We start from the raw sequence: 21,562 nt of genomic DNA, 5'->3' as shown, positions 1-21,562 counted from the left end.
GTTCGTCCTGAGCCAGGATCAAACTCTCCAACAATGCTGTAAAGTTCGATCGAGACTATTCTCAATCATATTCTCAAAGGAAACCCCGACGAGGGGGTTTCAAATTAAGCTCTACTGGCTTAGTTCACTAGCACACTGTTGAGTTCTCAAGCAACACACCCCGAACCAGCCCCGGAATCAACCAGGCCAAGCTCGATGCGTTATTTCAAGCTTTTGGTCGAGCATGCCGGTTCCTACAAGCTAGTCGTAGGGAGTCGGCGGCCGCTCGTGGGCCGACGCTGAACATTACCTGGTCCGTTTCGCGGTGTCAACCCGCTCGGCCCTGGCTCCTGGTCGGTGAGGCTTTCGGCCCCGCCGGCCCGGTGTTCCTGGCGACGAAGAGAAGATTACATGCCTTCCAACCACCCGAAAACAGGGGGGTCACTTAACGGCATCGCCGCAGGTCAGAGCCTTGACAGCGGGCCGATTCGACCGGTTCGCGGGCGTTCGGGAGCGCTCGGATGGGCTCCCGAACGCCCTCGAGTGACCCAGGTCTCCGCCCGCAAGCCCTCGAACCAGCCCAAGTCCACTCCTTCGCGGTCGCCCGCGCAACCCGATTACGCAGGTCAGCCGACTGCCGACCACTCGATCCGCAGCGGCGCCTGCCGAAAACGAAAGCCGCCGGCCAGTGCAGTGCACTGACCGGCGGCCGACAAACCAGCACCCCGACGGGATTACCCAGGCAACCGGGGCAGGTATCGAGGCGGAACCCGAACCGGCGCGACCCGCGTGTAGTCCGCGGCCAGGGCGAGCATCTTCCCGTCCGTCCACTGTCCGCCCATGAACGAAATCCCCACCGGCAGCGGTCCGACCGAACCGGCCGGGACCGTGACGGCCGGGTAGCCCGCCACGGCGGCCGGGGTCGAGGACGGGATCACGTCGTTGTCGCCGACCTTGCAGTCCGTCTTCCAAGCAGGGGGGTTCGTCGGCGACGCGATGGCGTCCAGGTCGTACTTCGCGAGGGTCTCGTCAAGGGACCGGCGCGACAGGTCCTGCAGCTCGGCCCGGTTCTTCAGGTAGGTCGGGTCCTGCGGGCCGGGCGCGGCGAGCGCCTGCTCGAACAGTTCCTGACCAGCGAAGCAGGTGCGTTCCAACGGGTCAGCGCGGTTGTACGCGACGAGGTCCGCGAGGTTCCGCGGGCCGGTGGGGCGCGTGGCGAGGTAGGCGTCGATGTCGCGGTGGAACTCGGTCAGCAGCGCCGGGAACTCCAGCGCCGAGAGCCGGTCTTGGTACGGCAGGGTCACCTCGACGACCGTCGCGCCGGCGCGTTCCAGCGAAGCTTTCGTCTTGCTGACCACGGCATCTGTGTCCGGGCCGAGCACCGGCAGCCGCCACAGGCCGATCCGGGCGCCGCGCAGGACGCCGGGGCGGAGGAGTTTCGCGTAGTCGGTCGGCTGGGTCGACGGGTAGCGCAGAGTGGCCGGGTCGGACGGGTCGCGGCCCTGCAGCGCCGAGAGCGTCAGTGCGGTGTCTACGACGTTGCGCGCGATGGGTCCCGCCGTGTCCTGTTCCGCGGAGATCGGCACGACGCCGGTGCGGCTGACGAGCCCGAGACTCGGCTTGTGCCCGACGGTGGCGGTCATCCCTGCCGGGCACACGATCGACCCGTCGGTCTCGCTGCCGATCGCGACCTGCGCGAGCGACGCGGCCACGCCCGCCGCGGATCCGGCGGACGAACCGCACGGGTTGTGGTCCAGGACGTACGGGTTGTTGGTCTGCCCGCCGACGCCGGACCAGCCGGAAGTCGGCTTCGCGGCGCGGAAGTTCGCCCATTCCGACAGGTTCGCCTTGCCGAGGATCACCGCGCCCGCGTCGCGCAGCCGGGTGATCAGCGTGGCGTCCTTCGCCGGCCGGCTCCGCAGCGCGCGCGAGCCGGCGGTGGTCTGCTGGTCTTGGGTGTCGACGTTGTCCTTGACCAGCACTGGGATCCCGTCGAGCGGACCGCGGGTGCGGCCGGTCCGGTGCCGGACGTCGCTGGCCGCAGCTTGCGCGAGCGCGGCCGGGTTGAGCGCGAGGACGGCGTTGACCTTCGGGTCCAGCACCCGGATCCGGGCGAGGTACGCGCTGGTCAGCCGGGTCGGGGTGAGCTGTCCGGTCGCCATCCGGTGCTGCAGGAACGGGATGTCGGCGCGGTCGAGGTCGAAATGCAGGCCTGCCGCGTCGACCGCGGGTTCATCCTGCATCGCGACCGCCGGCGGCGCGGTGGCCAAGCCCGCCGCCGCGACCAGTGCGGCGAGTACGGCGGGCAGTCTTTTTCCCATGTTCCGATGCCTCCCCAACGTCGGAGCACGGCCCGGGGGCCCGTCAGAGCATCGGCAACAGGGTCCGGAGCTCGTACGGAGTGACCGCGCTCCGGTAGTTGTCCCACTCAACCCGCTTGTTGCGCAAGAAGAAGTCATAAACGTGCTCGCCGAGGGCTTCCGGCAGCAGCTCCGACTTCTCCATCTCGGCGAGCGCCTCGCCGAGGTTCTGCGGCAACTGCGAGTAGCCGGCGGCGCGGCGTTCCGAGTCCGACAGCTGCCAGATGTTGTCCTCGGCGGGCGGCGGCAGCTCGTAGCCCTTTTCGATGCCCTTCAGCCCCGCGGCCAGTATCACCGAGTAGGCCAGGTACGGGTTGCATGCCGAATCGAGCGTCCGGATCTCCACGCGCCGCGACGAGGCCTTGCCCGGCGAGTACATCGGCACGCGCACGAGCGCCGAGCGGTTCGCCCTCCCCCACGACACCGTCGTCGGAGCCTCGCTGCCGCTGATCAGCCGTTTGTAGGAATTGACCCACTGATTGGTGACGGCGGAGATTTCCTTGGCGTAGTGCAGGACGCCGGCGACGAACGCCTTGCCGGTCTCGGAGAGCTCGTGCGGGTCCTCGGCGTCGTAGAACGCATTGCGGTCGCCTTCGAACAGGCTGACGTGGGTGTGCATGCCGGAGCCGGGCTGGTCGGTGAACGGCTTCGGCATGAAGGTCGCGCGCACGCCCTGGGTCAGCGCGACCTCCTTGACGACGTAACGGAACGTCATCACGTTGTCGGCCATGGTCAGGGCGTCGGCGTAGCGAAGGTCAATTTCCTGCTGCCCCGGCGCGCCCTCGTGATGGCTGAACTCGACCGAGATGCCCATCGCCTCGAGGGTTTCGATCGCGTGCCGGCGGAAGTGCGTGGCGGTGGCGTGGCTGGCCTGGTCGAAGTAGCCGCCGTTGTCGGCGGGCTCGGGCTCGCTGCCGTCGTCGGGGAGGTTGGCGAGCAGGAAGAACTCGATCTCCGGGTGCACGTAGCAGGTGAACCCGGCTTCACTGGCCTTCGACAGCTGGCGGCGCAGCACGTGCCGCGGGTCGGCCCAGGACGGCGAACCGTCGGGCATCGCGATGTCGCAGAACATCCGCGCGGAGTACGGGCCGCCCTCCGGGGTCTCCCACGGCAGCACCTGGAACGTGGACGGGTCGGGCTTGGCGACCATGTCCGACTCGTAGACGCGCGCGAACCCTTCGATGGCCGAGCCGTCGAAACCGATGCCCTCGCTGAACGCGCCCTCCAGTTCGGCGGGCGCGACCGCGACGGACTTCAGAAATCCCAGCACGTCGGTGAACCACAGGCGAACGAAACGGATGTCGCGCTCTTCCAAAGTGCGGAGCACGAATTCCTGCTGGCGATCCATGGCCGAACCCTAACCAGCACGTGTTAACGCCATGTTTCACGGGTCACCCACATCGGAGACGGATTCACGCGAGTTGTGCGAGCTGGGGTTTCTGAGTTTTGCTTGACCGGGTGATCGACAGCGACGCGACCGAGGCGATGACCGCGAGCCCCGCGGCGACGTACCAGGCGACCGCGTAATCGCCGAGCTGGTCGCGCACCGCGCCTGCGGCGGAAGCGGCGAAGGCCGCGCCCAACTGGTGGCAGGCGAAGACCCAGCCGAACACGATCGGCCCGGCTTCTCCGAAGGAGCGGATGCAGAGCGCGACCGTCGGCGGGACGGTCGCCACCCAGTCGAGGCCGTAGAAGAGGATGAACGCCCACATGCTCGGCTGGACCGAATTCGTGAACAGCTGCGGCAACAGGGCGAGCGAAACTCCCCGCAACGCGTAGTAGACGCCAAGCAGGATCCGTGGGTCGACACGGTCGGTGAGCCATCCCGACGCGATCGTTCCCACCACGTCGAAGACGCCGACCAGCGCGAGCAGGCTCGCCGCGGTCGTCTGCGGCATGCCGTGGTCGTGCGCGGCCGGGACGAAGTGCGTACTGACCAACCCGTTCGTGGTCGCTCCGCAGATGGCGAACCCGACTGCGAGCAGCCAGAACGTACGGGTGCGCGCGGCCTGGAACAGCACCGTCAACCCTCGGCGGACAGTGCCGACCTTCGGCGCAGGACGCTCGACTTCAGTGCCTTCGGGCGCTCCGTACGCGACAGCGCCGACGTCGGCAGGATGGTCGCGTACGGCCAACAGCACGACCGGGACCACCGCGAGAGCCGCGATGGCGATGACCATGGACGCAGTACGCCAGCCGTCGTCCACCGCGAGCGACGCGATCAATGGCAGGAAGATCAGCTGTCCGGTCGCTCCTGCGGCGGTCAGTACGCCGGTTACGACACCGCGGTGACGCACGAACCAGCGCGTCGCGACCATCGCGGCGAAGCTCATCGCCATCGAGCCGGTGCCGAGGCCGACGAGCACGCCCCAGCAAAGGATCAGCTGCCAGCTGGCGCTCATGAAGACGGTGCCGCCCGCGCCGAGAGCGACAACGCACAGCGCGGTAGCCGCGACGCGGCGGATGCCGAACCGCTCCATCAGCGCTGCCGCGAAGGGCGCGAAGAGGCCGTACAGGACGAGGTTGACCGAGACGGCGGAGCCGATCGTGGCGCGGGACCAACCGAACTCTTGGTGCAGCGGATCGATCAGGACACCCGGCGCGGCGCGGAAGCCGGCGGCGGCGAGGAGGGCGACGAACGCGGCCGCCGCGACGAACCAGGCGCGGTGCAGGCGGCGGGCAGGACGAGTCTCAACGGTCACGAGCAGTCAGTCTGGTGTGCCCAGGGCTCTGTCGACAGTGGCCGGAAGGACACCATCCGAAAGGATCGGGCCAACCAAGTAGGCTCACGGCCATGCTCAGCCGACGTGTCCTGCCGGCGCTGCTGCTCCTCGGGCTGGTCGGCGGTTGCACCGCGGCACCCCCCTTGCCCGCGGCGGACGAATTGCTCGCCGCCGCCAAGGAGAACTTCTCCCAGGTCCGCAGCCTGCACTTCTCGGTCGGCGTCAACGGCGTGCTGCCCGGCCTGCCGATGACCAAGCTCGTCGGCAACGCGACCCTCAAGAGCGGCGGGCAGGCGAGCGGCAGCGCGGAATTCACCGATCGGTCGTTCTCGTTCACCGTCTCCGGGCACACCGCGACCGCCAAGGACACGAAGGGCGCCGAAACGAGCGGTCCCACGACTTTCCCGGTCAGCCGGTTCCTCGGCCCGCACGGCGGCCTGATCCGCCTCCTCGGCTCGCTCCAGCAGCCGAAAACCGAAATCCGCGAGACGATCCAGCACGTCGACGGCTACCGCGTCGGCGGGACCGTGCCCCAGGCTGTCGCGGCGACGCTGGTGCCGCAGATCCACGCGGACGTCAACGTGAAGATCTGGGTGACGGCGGCCGAACCGCGCCGCTTCGCGCGGATGTGGCTGCAGGTGCCGCCGGCGACGGACCGCGACAGCCCGGTGATGTACGAGGTGCTGCTGACGGATCAGCAGCCCTAGCAGTTGCCGTCTCGGGCGATGGCCGTGCTGAGGTAGGTCGTTGTCGCTTTGTCGACGCAGGCGTTGCCTTTGAGGAACGCTGCGTGCTGTACGTCGTCGACAGTCAGCAGTGCGGCGTTGAGGTCTTTCGCGAGCGCTACGCCCTGACGGTAGGGCGTAGCTGGGTCGTGCGTGGTCGAGATGACGAGCGTCTTCGGCAGGCCGGGCGCGGACGGACTGTGCGGCCGTGAGGCCGGCAGTACGGGCCAGGTCGAGCAGGTGTCGAGTTCGCCCGCGTCAGGCGAGCTGCCGGTGAGGAACGGTGCGCCAGTGCGCATCTGGCGGTGCGCGGCGTCGATGGTCGCGCGGTCGGTGACGCGGTCGTAGTCGACGCAGCGGACGGCGTAGTAGGCGTCGAAAGCTCCGCTGTAGTGGCCGTTCTCGTCGCGTTGGTAGTAGTCGTCGGCCAGCTGAAGCAGCTTCGCGCCGCTACGCGTGGGAGTAGAGCGCGGCTTCCGTCGCGGTGACGGTGTCGGCGAAGGACAGCGTGCGGCCGGGCAGCGCAGAAACCGGAGGGCGGGCGATTCGCTGGAAGGCCGCGGTCGCGTCGCCGGTTAGCGGGCACCCAGGCCGCTTCGAGCACCACTGCGCGAAGTGGGTGAAGGCGTCCTGAAACCCGGCGGCTTGGGCGATCAGTGTCTGCGGCAAGTTCTGTGCGGGGTCGATGGCACCGTCGAGGACCATCGCCCGCACCTTGTCCGGATACGCCTCTGCGTACGCCGAACCGATCTGTGTGCCGTACGAGTAGCCGAGGTACGTGAGCTTCGTGTCGCCGAGGGCGGCACGAAGCGCGTCGAGGTCGCGTACGACTTCTCGCGTGCCTACGTGCGCGAGGAACTCCGCGCCGGTCTTCTCGAGACAGCCGCCGGGCAAGCGTCCCGGCAGGCTGCGCCAACGTGGCCGCCGCAGTCATCCCCGAACTGCCTGGCCCGCCAGGGTTGAGCACGAGAGACCCGATCCGGTGTGCCGGGTCGGTGGCCCGATGCCGCAGCAAACCGATCGACGCTGTCCGCCCCTGCGGATTCGAGTAGTAGAGCGGCACCGTCAGCCGGGCACAGTCGACCGACTCATCCGCGTACAGACCCTTCTCGAAAGCAGTCTGCGCGTACGGCACACACGGTCCCCAATCGAGCGCTGCCCGCTGGCTCGCGCAAGCCGTAGCGGCGAGCATCATCGCCACCACAACCGTCGCGAGCCAGCGCAACCTCAGTTGGCCTTACAGCGAGTGCCGTCCGGCGGCGTCGTGCCGTCGATCAGGTAATCCGCACCGGCCTTGTCGACGCACGCGTTGCCCTGAAGGAACACCGTGTGCTGCGTCCCCTCGAAGGTCAGCAGCGAACCCTTCAGAGCCTTCGCGAGATTCACGCCCGCCTGGTACGGCGTCGCGGGGTCGTTCGTCGTCGAGATCGTCAGGGTCTTCGGCAGGCCTTCGACGTTCGGCTCGTGCGGCTTCGACGTGTTCGGCACTGGCCAGAACGCGCACGCGTCGCGAGCGGAGCTGGCTTGGCGGCCGTCGTCGAGGAACGGTGCCGCCTTTACGTATTTCTCCTGGCTTTCGAGGATCTGCTTCGGATCGGTGACGCGAGGGTCGTCGACGCAGCGGATCGCGATGAAGGCGTCCTGCGTGGTGCCGTAGCTGCCGTCCGGATTGCGCTCGTTGTAGATGTCGGCGAGCTTCTCCAACGTCGTGCCGCGCTGCAGCTTCAGCTCATTCAGCCCGGTGTTGAGGTACTCCCAGAGATTCTGCTGGTAGAGGGACTGTATGGCACCAGTGGTCGCGTCGTCGTACGACAGCTTGCGGCCGTCGCCCACCGGCACCGGGAAGTCGATCAGCCGGCGCGTGAGGTCTTGGAACTGCTTCGTCGCGTCAGCCGGGTTGTTGCCGAGCGCGCAGTCCTGACGCGCCGCGCACCACTTCGCGAACTCATTGAACGCTCCGCCGAAGCCTTTGCCCTGCGCGACTAGTGAGTCTTCCGGGCTTTGCGTCGGGTCGACAGCACCGTCGAGAACGAGCGCGCGCACGTTCTTCGGGAAGGTCTCCGCGTACGTGGATCCGATGCGCGTGCCGTACGAGTAACCGAGGTACGTGAGCTTCTCGTCGCCTAGGACGCTTCGCAGCACGTCCATGTCCTTAACGACGTCGCGCGTGCCGACGTGCGCGAGCATGTCGTCGCCGTACTTCGTCCGCTGTGTGCACTTCGCGGCGAAGTCCTTCTGTTCCGTCTCCTGCTTCGCGACGCCAGCGGGAGAACCGTCGGTCTCGCTGTCGTCGGCGCGGTCGGCGTCGCGCTCGGGTCCGGTCAGGCATTTGATCTGCGGTTCGCTGGCCCCGATCCCCCGCGGGTCGAAACCGACGAGATCGAACCGGTCGCCCAGGTCGGACTTCGACACCTGGTCCATCAGGCCCGCCGCGGCGACCATGCCCGAAGCGCCCGGTCCGCCCGGGTTCACCACGAGCGAACCGATTTTCTGGCCCGGATCGCTCGCGCGGTGGCGCAGCACGCCGATGGTGATCGTCTGGCCGTCCGGTTTGTCATAGTTCAACGGGACCGTGAGCCGTCCGCACTCGATTCCCTGCGCCTTGAAGGCGGATCGCGCGTCGTCCGAGGTCGCGTAGGGTGCACACGCGGACCAGGACACGCTCTGCCCGTAGAACCGCGACAGTCCGGCGGGCACCGGGCCCACCGGCGCGTGCGATTCGACCGTCGGCGCGAGCGCGGCCTGGTCGGGCTTGGACGCGCACGCCGCGAGCGTGGTCGCGAGCAGGCCGGCAGCCGCTAACGCGACGAACGGATGGACTTTCGGGCTGGCGCTGGGATGACGTGGCACGGTTTGATCGTGCCATCCGGGCGCGGAACTCGAACGCACCGTCGGCGCGTTGGGCAGTGCGGGTGCGACCGGAGACACATCGACACGAGGAGACCAGGCGTGGCACTGATCAGCCGGGTGGGCAAGCGGCTCCGCCGGATCATCCAGCGGCCGGGCAGCGTCGAGCTGACCCGTTACGAGGCGCTGCTGCCCGCCGTCGAGAAGCTCGAACCGGAGCTGGAGAAGCTCGAGGACGCCGAGCTCACCGAGCGCGCGGGCAAGCTGCGGGACGCCATCGGCGGGGCCGCCTCGTTCACCGACAGCCAGCTGATCGAGATCTGCGCGCTCGGCCGCGAGGCCGCCCGGCGCAAGCTCGGCGAGCGGGCCTTCGACGTCCAGTTGCTCGGCACCATGGGCCTGCTCACCGGGCACGTCGTGCAGATGGAGACCGGTGAGGGCAAGACGCTCGCCGGCGCGCTGGCCGGAGCCGGGTACGCGCTGCGCGGGCGCCGGGTGCACGTGGTCACGGTCAACGACTACCTCGCCCGCCGCGACGCGGAGTGGATGGGCCCGGTGTACGACCTGCTCGGCGTCACCGTCGGCTGGATCGAACCGGCGCACTCGAAGGAGGAGCGCAAGGAGGCCTACGGCAAGGAGGTCACCTACGGCGCGGTCGCCGAGATCGGCTTCGACGTGCTGCGCGACCGGCTCGTCACCAACGCCGACGACCTGGTGCAGAAGGCTCCCGAGGTGGCGATCGTCGACGAGGCCGACTCGGTGCTGGTCGACGAGGCGCGGGTGCCGCTGGTCATGGCCGGTTCGATCGACCACAACGACGCCGACGAGGAGGTCGCCAAGATCGTCCGGCGGCTGCGCCTCGGCCTGCACTACGAGACCGACTCCGAGGGCCGCAACGCGTGGCTGACCAGCGCCGGCGCGTCGGTCGTGGAGAAGTCGCTCGGCGGCGTCGACCTGTACGACGAATCCGGTTCGGACCGGCTCGCCGCGGTGAACGTCGCCCTGCACGCGCACGCGCTGCTCACCCGCGACGTCGACTACCTGGTCCGCGACGGCAAGGTGCAGCTGATCAACGCCGCCCGCGGCCGCGTCGCCGAACTGCAGCGCTGGCCGGACGGCCTCCAGGCCGCGGTCGAGGCGAAGGAGCAGGTCACCGCGACTGACCGGGGCGAGATTCTCGACTCGATCACCGTGCAGGCGCTGCTCGCGCGCTACCCCGAGGTCGCGGGCATGACCGGTACCGCCGTCGCGGTCGCCGAGCAGCTGCGCGAGTTCTACAAGCTCGAGGTCGCGGTGATCCCGCCGAACACCCCGAACGTCCGCGAGGACCAGCAGGACCGCGTTTTCGCCTCGCCGTCGCAGAAACTGCGCGCGATCGAGGAGGAGATCCGCACGGTGCACGAGACCGGGCGGCCGATCCTCGTCGGCACCCAGGACGTCGCCGAGTCCGAGGAGCTGGCGGAGAAGCTGGCGAAGGCCGAACTGCCGTGCGTCGTGCTGAACGCGCGCAACGACGCCGAAGAGGCCGCGATCATCGCCGAGGCGGGCAAGAAGGGCGCGGTCACCGTGTCCACGCAGATGGCCGGTCGCGGTACCGACATCCGGCTCGGCGGCAGCGACGGCACGACCCGCGAAGAGGTCGCCGAGCTGGGCGGCCTGCACGTGATCGGCACCGCGCGGTATCCGTCGAGCCGCCTCGACGGGCAGCTGCGCGGCCGCTCCGGACGGCAGGGCGACCCGGGCAGCGCGATCTTCTTCGCGAGCCTCAACGACGACCTCGTGCTGTCGAACGCGCCGGATCTGCCCGACGGCATCGACGCGGACACCGAGACCGGCGAGATCACCGACCCGGCCGCGCACCGGCAGCTCAACCACGCCCAGCGCGTGGCCGAGGGCGTCGACCTGGAGATCCACCGCAACACCTGGCGCTACACCCGGCTGATCGAGCGGCAGCGCGCCGAGCTGCTGGAGCACCGCGACAAGGTGCTGCACACCGGGCTCGCGGCCGAGGAGCTGGAGAAGGCCCAGCCGGAGAAGTTCGCCGAGCTGAAGGAAAAGCTGGACGACTCCGACCGGCTCGAGCAGGTGTGCCGCGAGGTCCGGCTGTTCCACCTCGACCAGCTGTGGTCGGACCACCTGGCGTACCTCACCGACGTGCGCGAGAGCATCCACCTGCGCGCGCTGGCCCGCGAGACGCCGCTGGACGAGTTCCACCGCGCGGCGATCCCGGAGTTCCACAAGATCATCGCCGAATCCGCCTCGCGCGCGGCGAAGACGCTCGAGGAAGCCGAGATCACCGACGACGGCCTCGACCTCGAGGAGGTCGGCGTGCGGCGGGCGAACACGACGTGGACGTACCTGGTGCACGACAACCCGTTCGACTCGGACTTCGAGCAGACGGTCAAGAAGGTGCGCAGCATGATGCGGATGAAGAAGTCCTGATTCCTTCTTTCGAAGGGCCTCTCGCCGCGGGTGAGGGGCCACGCCGGGAACTTAAGCCGCAGGCCGGAAGGCCTGATTTGTCACCATGTGGCCAGGTCTCGAAGTCCGTGAGGGGAACCCTGAGGGAATCTGATTCCCTCAGGGTTCCCCTCACGGACCACAACCCGGCTTCCGTTCCCGGGTCCGCAGCCCACAGCGACCTGCACTCAGCCTGGCGACCAGCCGAGCCGGGAGCGCGCCCACATCGCCATCTCAAGTTCCTGGTCTCGCGGGTGAGGGGCCCTTCGCCGTTCTCTGGCTCACCTCTGCGTAGTTTCTGTCGGTGCGGTGGGACAGAATGGCGGCATGCCGCAACTGCGCATCGCACTGGCCCAGGTCAACACCACCGTCGGCGACATCGACGGGAACACCGCGCTCACCGTCGAGTGGACCCGCAAGGCCGCCGAGGCGGGCGCGCACGTCGTCGTGTTCCCGGAGATGTCCCAGACCGGTTATCCGGTCGAGGACCTCACGCTCCGGCGCACGTTCGCCGACGCGTCCCGGCGCTCGGTGACCGAACTGGCGCGCCGGCTCGACGAGGCAGGCTGCGGCGACGTGCTCGCGTACGTCGGCTACCTCGACCACGACGAAATCGGCCCGCGCGACGCCGCGGCGGCGCTGTACCGCGGCGAGGTCGTCGCCCGGCAGTTCAAGCACCACCTGCCGAACTACGGGGTGTTCGACGAGCACCGGTACTTCAAACCGGGCACCGAACTCGAGGTGCTGCGGCTGCACGGCGTCGACATCGGCATGGTGATCTGCGAGGACATCTGGCAGGACGGCGGCCCGATCTCCGCGCTGGGCAAGGCCGGGGTCGACCTGGTGGTCGCGCCGAACGCGTCGCCGTACGAGCGGTCGAAGGACGAACAGCGGCTGCCGCTGATCGCCCGGCGCGCGGCCGAGGCGGGCGCGCCGCTGGTGTACACGAACCAGGTCGGCGGACAGGACGATCTGGTTTTCGACGGCGACTCGCTGGTGGTCGGCGCGGACGGGACTTTGCTCGCGCGGGCACCGCAGTTCGTGGAGCACCTGCTGGTGCTGGACTTGGACCTGCCTGTCGCCAGTGCCGCCGCCACGGGCTCTTTCGACGGGCTGGAAGTGCACCGGCGGGTGTTGAACGACTCGCCGCTGGTTGAGTACTCGCCGCTGGTCGCTCCGACGATCAGCGAACCGCTGTCGGACGAGGCCGAGGTGTGGTCGGCGCTGGTCGTCGGGCTGCGCGATTACGTGCACAAGAACGGCTTCTCGTCGGTCACGTTCGGCTTCTCGGGCGGAATCGACTCGGCGGTCTGCGCGGCACTGGCGGCGGACGCACTCGGCGGGGACAACGTGTACGGCGTTTCGATGCCGTCGAAGTACTCGTCGTCGCACTCGCGGGATGACGCTTCGGACTTGGCGGAGCGGATCGGTGCGCACTACCGGGTCGAGCCGATCGGCGACATGGTGGACGTGTATGTCAATCAGTTGCAGCTGACCGGGCTCGCGGAGGAGAACATCCAGGCGCGGGTGCGCGGGATGCTGCTGATGGCTCTGTCCAATTTGGACGGCCACCTGGTGCTGGCGACCGGCAACAAGACCGAACTGGCCGTCGGCTACTCGACTATTTACGGTGACGCGGTCGGAGCTTTCGCGCCGATCAAGGACTTGTTCAAGACCCACGTGTGGCAGCTGGCGCGGTGGCGGAACGAGGAAGCGGCCAAGCGCGGGGAAACGCCGCCGATCCCGGAAAACTCGATCACGAAGCCGCCGTCGGCGGAGCTGCGGCCGGACCAGAAGGACTCGGACTCGCTACCGGATTACGAGTTGCTGGACGACGTCCTGGACGATTACGTCGAGAACGACCGCGGCTACGCGGACCTGATCGAGGCGGGCTTCGACCCGGAGACGATCGACCGGGTCGTACGCCTGGTCGACCGAGCCGAGTACAAGCGGCGGCAGTACCCGCCGGGCACGAAGATCACGTTCAAGGCCTTCGGCCGCGATCGGCGGCTTCCGATGACGAACGGGTGGCGGGAACGGAAGTCCTGACCGGGGTTCGCGGCCTGGCCCGGGGTTCGCGGTCTGGCCGGGGTTGGCGGCCTGGCCCGGGGTTCGCGGCCTGACCGGGGTTCGCGGCCTGGCCGGTTGTCGCGGTCGCCTTCGTCTTCATCGTCGCTGACCGGGTTCGCCGCGGCTCCAGGGTCGTGTCGTTTTCTCGCCAGTTTCTGTCGGTGCCGGGTCGTACGCTGGGCGGTATGACGGTTGGGTACACGGTGTTCGACACCCCGATCGGGGCGTGCGGCCTCGCCTGGCAGGACGGTGCGGTGATCGGAACCGCACTGCCCGGAAGCACGGCTGAGCGGACGCGCGCGCACCTCGCGACCCGCTTCCCGGACGCGGTGGAATCGCCGGTGCCGGAGGAACTTCGCGCGGTGGTGGCGGATGTTGTCGCGCTGCTGTCGGGCGAGGCTCGCGATCTGCGTGCGGCACCGTTGGATTACCGGGACGTACCGGACTTCAACCGGCGGGCGTACGACGTCGCGCGGGCTATTCCGCCGGGGAAAGTCCTGACGTACGGGGATATCGCGCATCAGCTGGGTGCGCCGGGTTCCGCGCAGGCTGTCGGACAGGCGATGGGGAACAATCCGTTCCCGATCATCGTGCCGTGCCACCGGGTTTTGGGAGCAGGCAAGAACACCGGCGGCTTCTCGGCGCCGGGCGGGGTTGCGACTAAGCGGCGGATGTTGGTGATCGAAGGGGCGTTTCCGGAGGAACCGACGCTGTTCTGACGGGGTGGGTGCGGGAGCTGGCCTGCCTTGCGGGCCGGTCGGGAGGCTCGCTGAAGGCTTGCCCGGCTGTTATTCGGAGCGTCTGAGCACGCTGAAGCCTTGGCGCACTCGGTTCGAATCCAGCCGCACCCCCAGTGCCGCAGGTTCCCAACCGAGTGCACCCATGTGCCGCGCAAAGACCGCAGGCGGTTAAGGCTGCCCGGTCGACAGTTCGTTGGTCCCGCGGCCAACCAGCCGACGATCACGACGTCCGCAACTGGTCAAGCACGATCCAGCCCCCTGGCTCAGTCATTTCAGCCAGCTGAAAGCCACTCCCCCATGGCTCGTCCGTCGCCAGCCACCCACCCGTTCCAGCTCAGGCCTCTCGCCAGCCAAGCCAGTGAGTTGACCGCCGCAGCCGACCGAAGCAGTCCGCCCGGAGGAATCGCTCGCCCCAGCGGGCCGCACGCCCCAACCGTTGCAGTCAGCTGCACCCGGCCCGACAGCCAACCAAGCCACCCGGTCTGACTCGGCCGCTATTGGCACGGCGACCGGCCAACCCGACCTAGAGCGAGCCCAACGCTCCGAGCTCACTCATCACGGCCGACCGACCTTCAGCTGGCCCGACTCGCTTAGCCCAACGGTCACAGTCGACCGACCTTCAGCCAACCCGACTCGCTTAGCTCAACCGTCACGGCCGACCAACCTCCAGCCACGCCAACTCGCTTAGCCCAACGGTCACAGTCGACCGACCTTCAGCCAACCCAACTCGCCTAGCTCAACCGTCACCTGGCCCGCCCGCCAACCTCAGCCAGCCAGTCAAACGCTCCCGGCTCACCCGCCACGGCTAAGCAGCAGCCCGCTTCAGCCAGCCAATCCCGCCTAGCTCGACCGTCGCTGCTGGCCCACCTTCGGCCAGCCCGGCTCGGATTGGCTCGACCATCGCGGCTGGCCGGGCGAACGATCAGCGAAACTCAGCTCATTCCGCCGGTTTCCACGGCTTCAGCCAGTCCGTCTCCGGCCAGCCCTCTGCCGCGGCTTGCAGGGGCATGGCTGTGGCACCGTCCAAGGATTCGCGGACGATGTCGGTGTGGCCGGCGTGGCGGGCGGTTTCCTCGATCAGGTGCAGCAGCACCCAGCGGACGGACCAGGCCGACACGTCGTCCGGGAACCAGGGCACGTCCTTCGGGACCGGGACTTCCTGGTTCAGGTCCTCGACCCCGGCGATGACCTCTTCGGTGCGGGCGGCGACTTGGTCGTAGGCCGCGATGGCCGACTCCAGCGTCTCGTCCGGGCCGAGGCGGTAGTTTTCCTGGTAGGTCGCCATGCTTTCGGCGAAAGGCTTCGGCGGGATGCGCAGCACGTGGTCAATCCAGTCGCTTTCGGTGGACGACACGTGTTTCAGCAGCCCGCCGACGCTCAGGGCGCTCGCGCTGGGCACGGCGCGCGCCTGCTCGTCGGTCAGGCCGTACGCGGCGGTCTTCACCGCTTGCCGCTGCTGGGCCAGGAAACCGAGCAAACCGCCGCGTTCGTCAGGGGTTGGGGAGACTTTGCCAGCCATGGTGGCCTCACTTCCGGTGTCTGTTGCTCCGCAGCATCGCACCCGCCACCGACAATTTTCGGCCGCGGACCGGAACCGGGGTCTGCATGACGTACGCGCCGCCGATCACGACCTGCGCCGCGTGCACCACTAGCTGAATCCTGGTGAACACGCCCTCCAGGTGCCCGGCCAGCGTCGACACCACCACCAGCGCCCACGCGACCAGCACGACTACCAGGCAACCCACCGCACAGGCTCGCCAACCGGACGGCCACCAGAAGATCAGGCTGAACGCGCCGACTGCGACAGCCGCGCTCAGCAGGTTCGGAGTCACCACCGTCTCCGGGACGCCCGCGCACACCATCAGCACGATGCCGAACACCGACACCGAAACGGACGTCAGCCGCCCGCTCCAATGGGCCGGCGCGAGCCGCATCAGGGCCGGTCCGGTGAGGAAAAAGGCCAGGCCGCCGATGCCCGTCGCGATGCGGAAGACCGGTTGCGCGTAGAACAAATCCCAGACCGGCTGATCGGTCGCCGACACCCCGGTCTGCATGAAGAACTCCAGCAGCCACGCGGAATATCCCGCCAAACCCAGTCCGAGCAGGACTATCAAAGCCACCCGCGCAGCACGCACTTGCCCACCCTAAGCGAATCTCTGCGACGAAGTGCCGGATGGTGTCACACCCGTGACTTACCGGAGGTTCCGGACACCATCCGCTACCACGAACTCACGCACCGAATCCTTGGGGGAGGCTACCGGATCATGGTTGACGGGCTGCCAATACCTGCCTCGAACGTGAGAGACGTTCAGAAATTGGCCGGGGGTTGCGGAGGCTGGGGCGGGAGCCGGGAGGGGACACCGCGGGCGGCCCGGCGTGGTGGGAGGACAGGGCGGCAAGGCCTGACGGCCGCCGGGTTCCGCGACGCCCGACGGGTGCGGGGGTCCGCGACGCCGGACGGCTGTGGGATATCGCGAGGCCGGATGGCCGTGGCGTTTCACGACACCGGACGGCTGCGAGGTTTTGAGGTGACTAGCCGCGGAAAGCACCGGGACGGCTGGCCACGGGAATGGACTGGGCGGCTGACCGCGGGCGATGGTGGACGGCCGGTGACCTGCGGGTGGAGTGCCTGGCCCACGGTCTTGCGCGGATGGCAGCGGCGTGTCTGCAGTTGCCGACATCTGCGGGATCGACGGCAGCGGCGAGGCGATTGCGACCACGAATTCTTCGGATGGCTAGCCAGGCACTACGTCTGCAATCGCCGACACCGGTGGCCAACGCCAGTGACCGAGGCGGATCTCTGGGGCCCCGTCTGCGAGCGCCGACATCTGCGAGCCATCGGAAGCGGCGGGTTCTTGTGGCTGCGGATTTCGGCGAGCGGTGGCGGGGTGCGCTGTCTGCAATTGCCGACACGGCCCACGGCCCACGGCCCACGGCCCACGGCCCACGGCCCACGGCCCACGGCCCACGGCCCACGGCCCACGGCCCACGGCCCACGGCCCACGGCCCACGGCCCACGGCCCACGAGAGCAGAGCACTACAACCGCACTCTGTCTATCCGCGCGAGAGCGAGCCGGAGTCAAGCAGAGCTGCGCACCGACGTCAGCGCCGCCGAACTGGGCAAGAAGCCGACAAGATCCGCAGCAGCGGGCGTCCACCACGGTGAAGCAAGGCCGCAAACAACCGAACCAACCTCACCCCTGCGGACGGACGAACGGGAAAAGCACCGTCTGCCGAATGGACGTCCCGCTCAGCATCATCAGCAGCCGGTCCACTCCGAGCCCCAACCCGCCAGTCGGCGGCATTCCGTGTTCCAGTGCCAGCAGGAAGTCCTCGTCCAGCTCCATCGCCTCGACATCCCCGCTCGCCGCGCGCAAGGACTGCGCTTCCAACCGGCGACGCTGCTCTAGCGGGTCGGTCAGCTCCGTGTACGCAGTCCCGACTTCCGAGCCGAACGCGATCAGGTCCCAGCGTTCTGCCAGGAGCGGGTCCGTTCGGTGCTGACGGGTCAGCGGGGAGACCTCGGTCGGGTAGTCCGTATAGAAGGTCGGCAGGACCGTCGAGCCCTCCACCAGGTGCTCGTGCGCCTTCAGGACCAGGTCGCCCGCACTGGCTTCCTCAGGAGCCGGGACTCCGGCGGCGGCGCACAGTTTCCGCAAAGTGGCGATGGGGGTGCGGGAGTCGATTTCCTCGCCGAGGGCGTCCGACACGGCCTTGTGCACGGGGATGACTGGCCAGTCGCCGGAGATGTCGTGTTCGACGACGCGGCCGTTGGCGTCGGGGCGTCGCACGATCTGTGCGCCGTACGCGGCTTCGGCGGCGTACTGGATCAGGTCGCGCATCAGGTGGCGCATGGCGTTGTAATCCGCGTACGCCTGGTACGCCTCCAGCATCGTGAATTCCGGGTTGTGGGTCGCGTCGACGCCCTCGTTCCGGAAGTTCCGGTTCAGCTCGAAAACCCGCTCGACGCCGGCCACACACAGGCGCTTCAGGTACAGCTCCGGAGCGATCCGCAGGTACATCCGCATGTCGTACGCGTTGATGTGCGTGACGAACGGTCGCGCGTTGGCACCGCCGTGAATGGTCTGCAGCATCGGGGTTTCGACCTCGAGGAAGTCGCCCTGGTGCAGGCGTTCGCGGACCGCGCGGACGACCGTCGAGCGCAGGCGCAGCATGTTCGCGGAGTCCGGGTTGACCGCCAGGTCCAGGTAACGCTGGCGTACTCGCGTCTCCGGGTCGGTGAGGCCCTTTCGCTTGTCCGGCAACGGATGCAGGCACTTCGCGGTGACGGTCCACTCGTCCACGAGCACGGACAGCTCGCCTCGGCGGGACGTGATGACCTCGCCGCTCACGCCGACGTGGTCGCCCAGGTCCACGCCGGTTCGCCAGCCGGTGAGGTCCAGGACCTTCGCGTCGAGCATCAGCTGCAGTTCGCCGGAGAAGTCCTTGATTCGCGCGAAACACAGGCCGCCGAGGGTGCGCAGGGCGAGGACCCGCCCGGCTACCCGGACGCGTTTTCCGGTGTGGGAATCGGGTTCCAGTCCGGAAAACGTGTGCACGATGTCGCCGAGGTGGTCTTCGCGGGAGAAACCGACGGGGTACGGGTCCACCCCGAGCTCCCGCAGTTTGTCCACTTTGGCCACTCGCACGCGCACCTGTTCCGGACGCCGCTTGGGCCGCGGCACGACCTGCGCCGCTTCCTCGTCGATGCGCCGGACCTGCGCGACGAAGTCCTCCCCCACGTTCTCCAGCCGCAGCGAACGCGCGCGGCCGGTGGGCACGAAGCCCTCCAGTGCGCCCGCGACGATGCCGACTCGCGGGAGCCGCCGCGCCGAGGAGTAGCAGAGGAACCGCGGTTCCCACTCCGGGCCGTACTTGGCGTTCGACCGGTACAGCGATTCCAGCTGGAAGAACCGCGACGCGAGGCCGAGCACCGCACGCCACGCGCGCAGAACCGGTCCGGCGCCGATGCGCTCGCCTTCGGAGAACACCGCGCGGAACATCGCGAAGTTCAGCGAAATCCGCTGCGCGCCGACGTGCTGCGCGGCCGCGACGACCTCGGCGACCATGAACTCGTTGAGGCCGTTTTCGGCGTCCCGGTCACGGCGCATCAGGTCGAGCGAGAGGCCCCGACGGCCCCACGGCACGAACGACAGCAGGCCGCGCAGTTCGCCGCGCGCGTCGTACGCCTCGACCATCACGCTGCGTCCGTCGCTCGGGTCGCCGAGACGGCCGAGCGCCATCGAGAAGCCGCGCTCGGTCTCGTCAACGCGCCACTGCTGTGCGCGGGCGAGCAGCTGCACCATCTCGTCTTCGGGGATTTCGCTGTGTCGCCGGACCTGCACGGTGTACCCGGCGCGCTGGATCCGCTTCACCGCCTGTCGCACGGATTTCCGCTCAGGGCCGGTGAGTGAGAACTCTCGGACGTCGAGGACCGCTTCGTCGCCGATCTGCAGCGCGCGCAGCCCCGCGGCGGCGTACACCTTCGCGCCCTTCTCGCTCGCGCCGAGCACGCCTGGCGTCCAGCCGTACGTACGCGCTTCGTGGAGCCACGCTTGCACAGCGTCCGGCCACGCGTCGGGGTCGCCGATCGGGTCCGCGCTCGCCACCGTGGTGCCCGCGAGCACGCGGTACGTCACCGCGGCGCGGCCGTTGGGCGCGAACATGACGCTCTTGTCGCGGCGCGTGGCGAAGTAGCCGAGCGAGTCGTCCTCGCCGTACTCGCCCAGCAGACGGCGCAGCTGCAGTTCTTCGTGGTCTGTCCGAATGCGACGGCTGCGTACGCCGCGGAAGAGCGTGTACAGCGCGGCAGTGGACACGAAGGTCGCGCCGAGGTCGAGGACGACGTCAATCCACGCCGGGCCTTCGCCGACGCCGATGCGGCGCAGCTGCAGGTTTTCGCCGGTGGCGTGGTTGACCACCCAGGCGAAGCGCTCCCACGCGTCGCCAAGGCTGCCCGGGAATACCTCGGTGAGTGCCCAGCCGCACACGATCACCGCGAGGAACCCGACGAACAGCACGGAAAGGCCGTTCCACCAGGCGCCGGGGGCGAGCCGCGCGGGGAACGCGGGGCGCAGCGACAGCAGGAACACGATCAGCAGGATCGAGATGACGTCGGCCACCGCGAGCGCGCCCACCTGCGTCGGGATGTGCCGCATCTGGCGGGCGGTGAGAGTCAGCAGGTCGGGAGCCCACAGCAGCAGCGCCTGCAGGACCAGCGTGGTGACCAGGCCGGCGACCTGGAACAGCACGAGCACGTACAGCGCGGCCTTCTTGCGCCTGCGCAGCGCCGCGCCGAGCACGACGAGCAGCAGCACGATCACCAGGCTCGAACTGGTCGGCACGCTCACCGCGCCGAACGCCATGTCGATGCCGTTCAGCAGGTGCCCGTGCCGTCCGCCCGACAGCAGCAGCACGACCGAGAAAAGTGCTGCCAGCTGCACGACAGTGGCCACGAGACCGCCGGCGCGGGCCTTCCAGCCGAGGCTGCGCGGGCGGGCGCTCACTGGGGTTCCCATCGGTACCTTTCTTGCGGCGCGACCGTGTCGGGGACGCGCCGGACCTTCTCACCACCGGACGCATATCGGTCCGGTGCCTATCAAGACGTCACAGGAGGCAAAACGGTTGTCGCTACCCGGCCGTGTGAAGCTGGTCGCACGACCTTGGGGCCCTTCCGCGCGCGTGTCAGGCTGTGTCCGGTACTGACTCCACGACCCGGGGACCTCTGCGAGGCCTCGAGGGAAGGACGGTCGACGACGATGTCTGCCCAGTCTGCCCAACCCGACGGCGCCGCCGGCGAGGTGGCCGCCCCTTACGGAACCGGCCCGGCGAGCACCGCCGGCCAGGCCAAGCCGCGAAAAGTCCGGATCCACCATCTGCGCGAGCTGAAGGACCGCGGCGAACCGTGGCCGATGCTCACCGCGTACGACATGTATACCGCCGAGCTTTTCGACGAGGCAGGCATCCCCGTGCTGCTGGTCGGCGACTCCGCGGCCAACAATGTGTTCGGTTACGACACGTCGCTGCCGGTCACGGTCGACGAACTGCTCCCGCTGGTCCGCTCGGTCACCCGGGCGGCCAAACGCGCGCTCGTGGTGGCCGATCTGCCGTTCGGCTCCTACCAGCTGTCCCCGGAGCAGGCGCTGGCCACGTCCGTCCGGTTCATGAAGGAGGGCCGCGCGCACGCGGTCAAGCTCGAAGGCGGGCACCGGTTCGCGGCGCACGTCGAGGCGCTCACCTCGGCCGGGATCCCGGTCATGGGCCACATCGGCTTCACCCCGCAGAGCGAGCACAACCTCGGCGGCTACCGGGTGCAGGGGCGCGGCGAAGCGGCGGAGAAGCTGCTCGCCGACGCGCTGGCCCTGCAGGAAGCCGGCGCGTTCGCGGTCGTGATGGAGATGGTGCCCGCCGAGGCGGCCAAGCGCGTCACGCACGAGCTGAAGATCCCGACGGTCGGCATCGGAGCCGGCCCGGACTGCGACGCCCAGGTGCTGGTCTGGCAGGACATGGCCGGACTGCGCCGCGGCAAGGCGCCGCGGTTCGTGAAGCGGTACGCCGATGTCGCCGGGGTGCTGCAGAGCGCCGCGACGGCGTTCGCCGAGGACGTCCGGCGCGGCGAGTTCCCCGCGCCCGAGCACGCGTTCCACTGAGCTGCCTCG

At 68.7% G+C, this 21,562-nt stretch carries 14 protein-coding genes; 5 read left to right on the top strand and 9 right to left on the bottom strand.

Translation table 11 applies throughout. From position 1 onward, the window contains the following. Window positions 1-713: 713 nt before the first annotated feature. The 3 genes from ACFORO_RS28685 to ACFORO_RS28675 form a co-directional block, all read right to left on the bottom strand. Window positions 714-2,300, bottom strand: coding sequence for an amidase (locus tag ACFORO_RS28685; RefSeq protein ID WP_377872165.1), 1,587 nt, complete (start codon window positions 2,298-2,300; stop codon window positions 714-716). 43 nt (window positions 2,301-2,343) lie between these two features. After that, window positions 2,344-3,687 (bottom strand): type I glutamate--ammonia ligase, encoded by a 1,344-nt coding sequence (gene glnA, locus ACFORO_RS28680; protein WP_344288388.1) that lies wholly within the window; start codon window positions 3,685-3,687, stop codon window positions 2,344-2,346. 64 nt (window positions 3,688-3,751) lie between these two features. Beyond that, window positions 3,752-5,041 (bottom strand): MFS transporter, encoded by a 1,290-nt coding sequence (locus tag ACFORO_RS28675; RefSeq protein WP_354744682.1) that lies wholly within the window; start codon window positions 5,039-5,041, stop codon window positions 3,752-3,754. Between the two features lie 92 nt (window positions 5,042-5,133). On the opposite strand from ACFORO_RS28675, the gene ACFORO_RS28670 reads away from it, so the two are divergent. Beyond that, window positions 5,134-5,769, top strand: coding sequence for an LppX_LprAFG lipoprotein (locus ACFORO_RS28670; RefSeq protein WP_377872164.1), 636 nt, complete (start codon window positions 5,134-5,136; stop codon window positions 5,767-5,769). On the opposite strand, the gene ACFORO_RS28665 is transcribed toward ACFORO_RS28670, so the two are convergent. The 3 genes from ACFORO_RS28665 to ACFORO_RS28655 form a co-directional block, all read right to left on the bottom strand. Then, on the bottom strand, window positions 5,766-6,086 hold the full coding sequence (locus tag ACFORO_RS28665) for an alpha/beta hydrolase (protein WP_377872163.1): 321 nt from the start codon (window positions 6,084-6,086) through the stop codon (window positions 5,766-5,768). The genes ACFORO_RS28670 and ACFORO_RS28665 overlap by 4 nt on opposite strands. A gap of 151 nt (window positions 6,087-6,237) precedes the next feature. Continuing rightward, window positions 6,238-6,681: an alpha/beta fold hydrolase gene (locus ACFORO_RS28660; protein ID WP_377872162.1), complete on the bottom strand. Its 444-nt coding sequence runs from the start codon at window positions 6,679-6,681 to the stop codon at window positions 6,238-6,240. A gap of 333 nt (window positions 6,682-7,014) precedes the next feature. After that, complete coding sequence (locus ACFORO_RS28655; RefSeq protein WP_377872160.1) at window positions 7,015-8,637, bottom strand: alpha/beta hydrolase; 1,623 nt, start codon at window positions 8,635-8,637, stop codon at window positions 7,015-7,017. Window positions 8,638-8,736: 99 nt separating this feature from the next. On the opposite strand from ACFORO_RS28655, the gene secA2 reads away from it, so the two are divergent. From secA2 to ACFORO_RS28640, 3 genes are all read left to right on the top strand, one after another. Beyond that, window positions 8,737-11,076: an accessory Sec system translocase SecA2 gene (gene secA2 / locus ACFORO_RS28650; protein ID WP_377872159.1), complete on the top strand. Its 2,340-nt coding sequence runs from the start codon at window positions 8,737-8,739 to the stop codon at window positions 11,074-11,076. Window positions 11,077-11,421: 345 nt separating this feature from the next. Continuing rightward, complete coding sequence (locus ACFORO_RS28645; RefSeq protein ID WP_354744692.1) at window positions 11,422-13,143, top strand: NAD+ synthase; 1,722 nt, start codon at window positions 11,422-11,424, stop codon at window positions 13,141-13,143. Window positions 13,144-13,349: 206 nt separating this feature from the next. Further along, window positions 13,350-13,883, top strand: coding sequence for a methylated-DNA--[protein]-cysteine S-methyltransferase (locus tag ACFORO_RS28640; RefSeq protein ID WP_377872158.1), 534 nt, complete (start codon window positions 13,350-13,352; stop codon window positions 13,881-13,883). Between the two features lie 958 nt (window positions 13,884-14,841). On the opposite strand, the gene ACFORO_RS28635 is transcribed toward ACFORO_RS28640, so the two are convergent. The 3 genes from ACFORO_RS28635 to lysX all read right to left on the bottom strand — a co-directional run bounded on the left by ACFORO_RS28635 (window position 14,842) and on the right by lysX (window position 20,422). Then, on the bottom strand, window positions 14,842-15,423 hold the full coding sequence (locus ACFORO_RS28635; protein ID WP_377896665.1) for a DinB family protein: 582 nt from the start codon (window positions 15,421-15,423) through the stop codon (window positions 14,842-14,844). A 7-nt stretch (window positions 15,424-15,430) separates the two neighbouring features. Then, window positions 15,431-16,039 carry a hypothetical protein gene (locus ACFORO_RS28630; protein ID WP_377872154.1) on the bottom strand — a complete coding sequence of 203 codons (609 nt, stop codon included), beginning with the start codon at window positions 16,037-16,039 and terminating at the stop codon, window positions 15,431-15,433. Between the two features lie 1,059 nt (window positions 16,040-17,098). After that, window positions 17,099-20,422: a bifunctional lysylphosphatidylglycerol synthetase/lysine--tRNA ligase LysX gene (gene lysX, locus ACFORO_RS28625; protein WP_377872153.1), complete on the bottom strand. Its 3,324-nt coding sequence runs from the start codon at window positions 20,420-20,422 to the stop codon at window positions 17,099-17,101. A 240-nt stretch (window positions 20,423-20,662) separates the two neighbouring features. Here lysX and panB point away from each other — a divergent pair, with 240 nt between their 5' ends. After that, complete coding sequence (gene panB / locus ACFORO_RS28620; protein ID WP_354744702.1) at window positions 20,663-21,553, top strand: 3-methyl-2-oxobutanoate hydroxymethyltransferase; 891 nt, start codon at window positions 20,663-20,665, stop codon at window positions 21,551-21,553. Window positions 21,554-21,562 lie beyond the last annotated feature (9 nt).

It is taken from the genome of Amycolatopsis halotolerans (assembly GCF_042647905.1).
GTDB classification, from domain to species: domain Bacteria; phylum Actinomycetota; class Actinomycetes; order Mycobacteriales; family Pseudonocardiaceae; genus Amycolatopsis; species Amycolatopsis halotolerans.
This window is presented reverse-complemented; position numbering and strand designations above follow the sequence as displayed.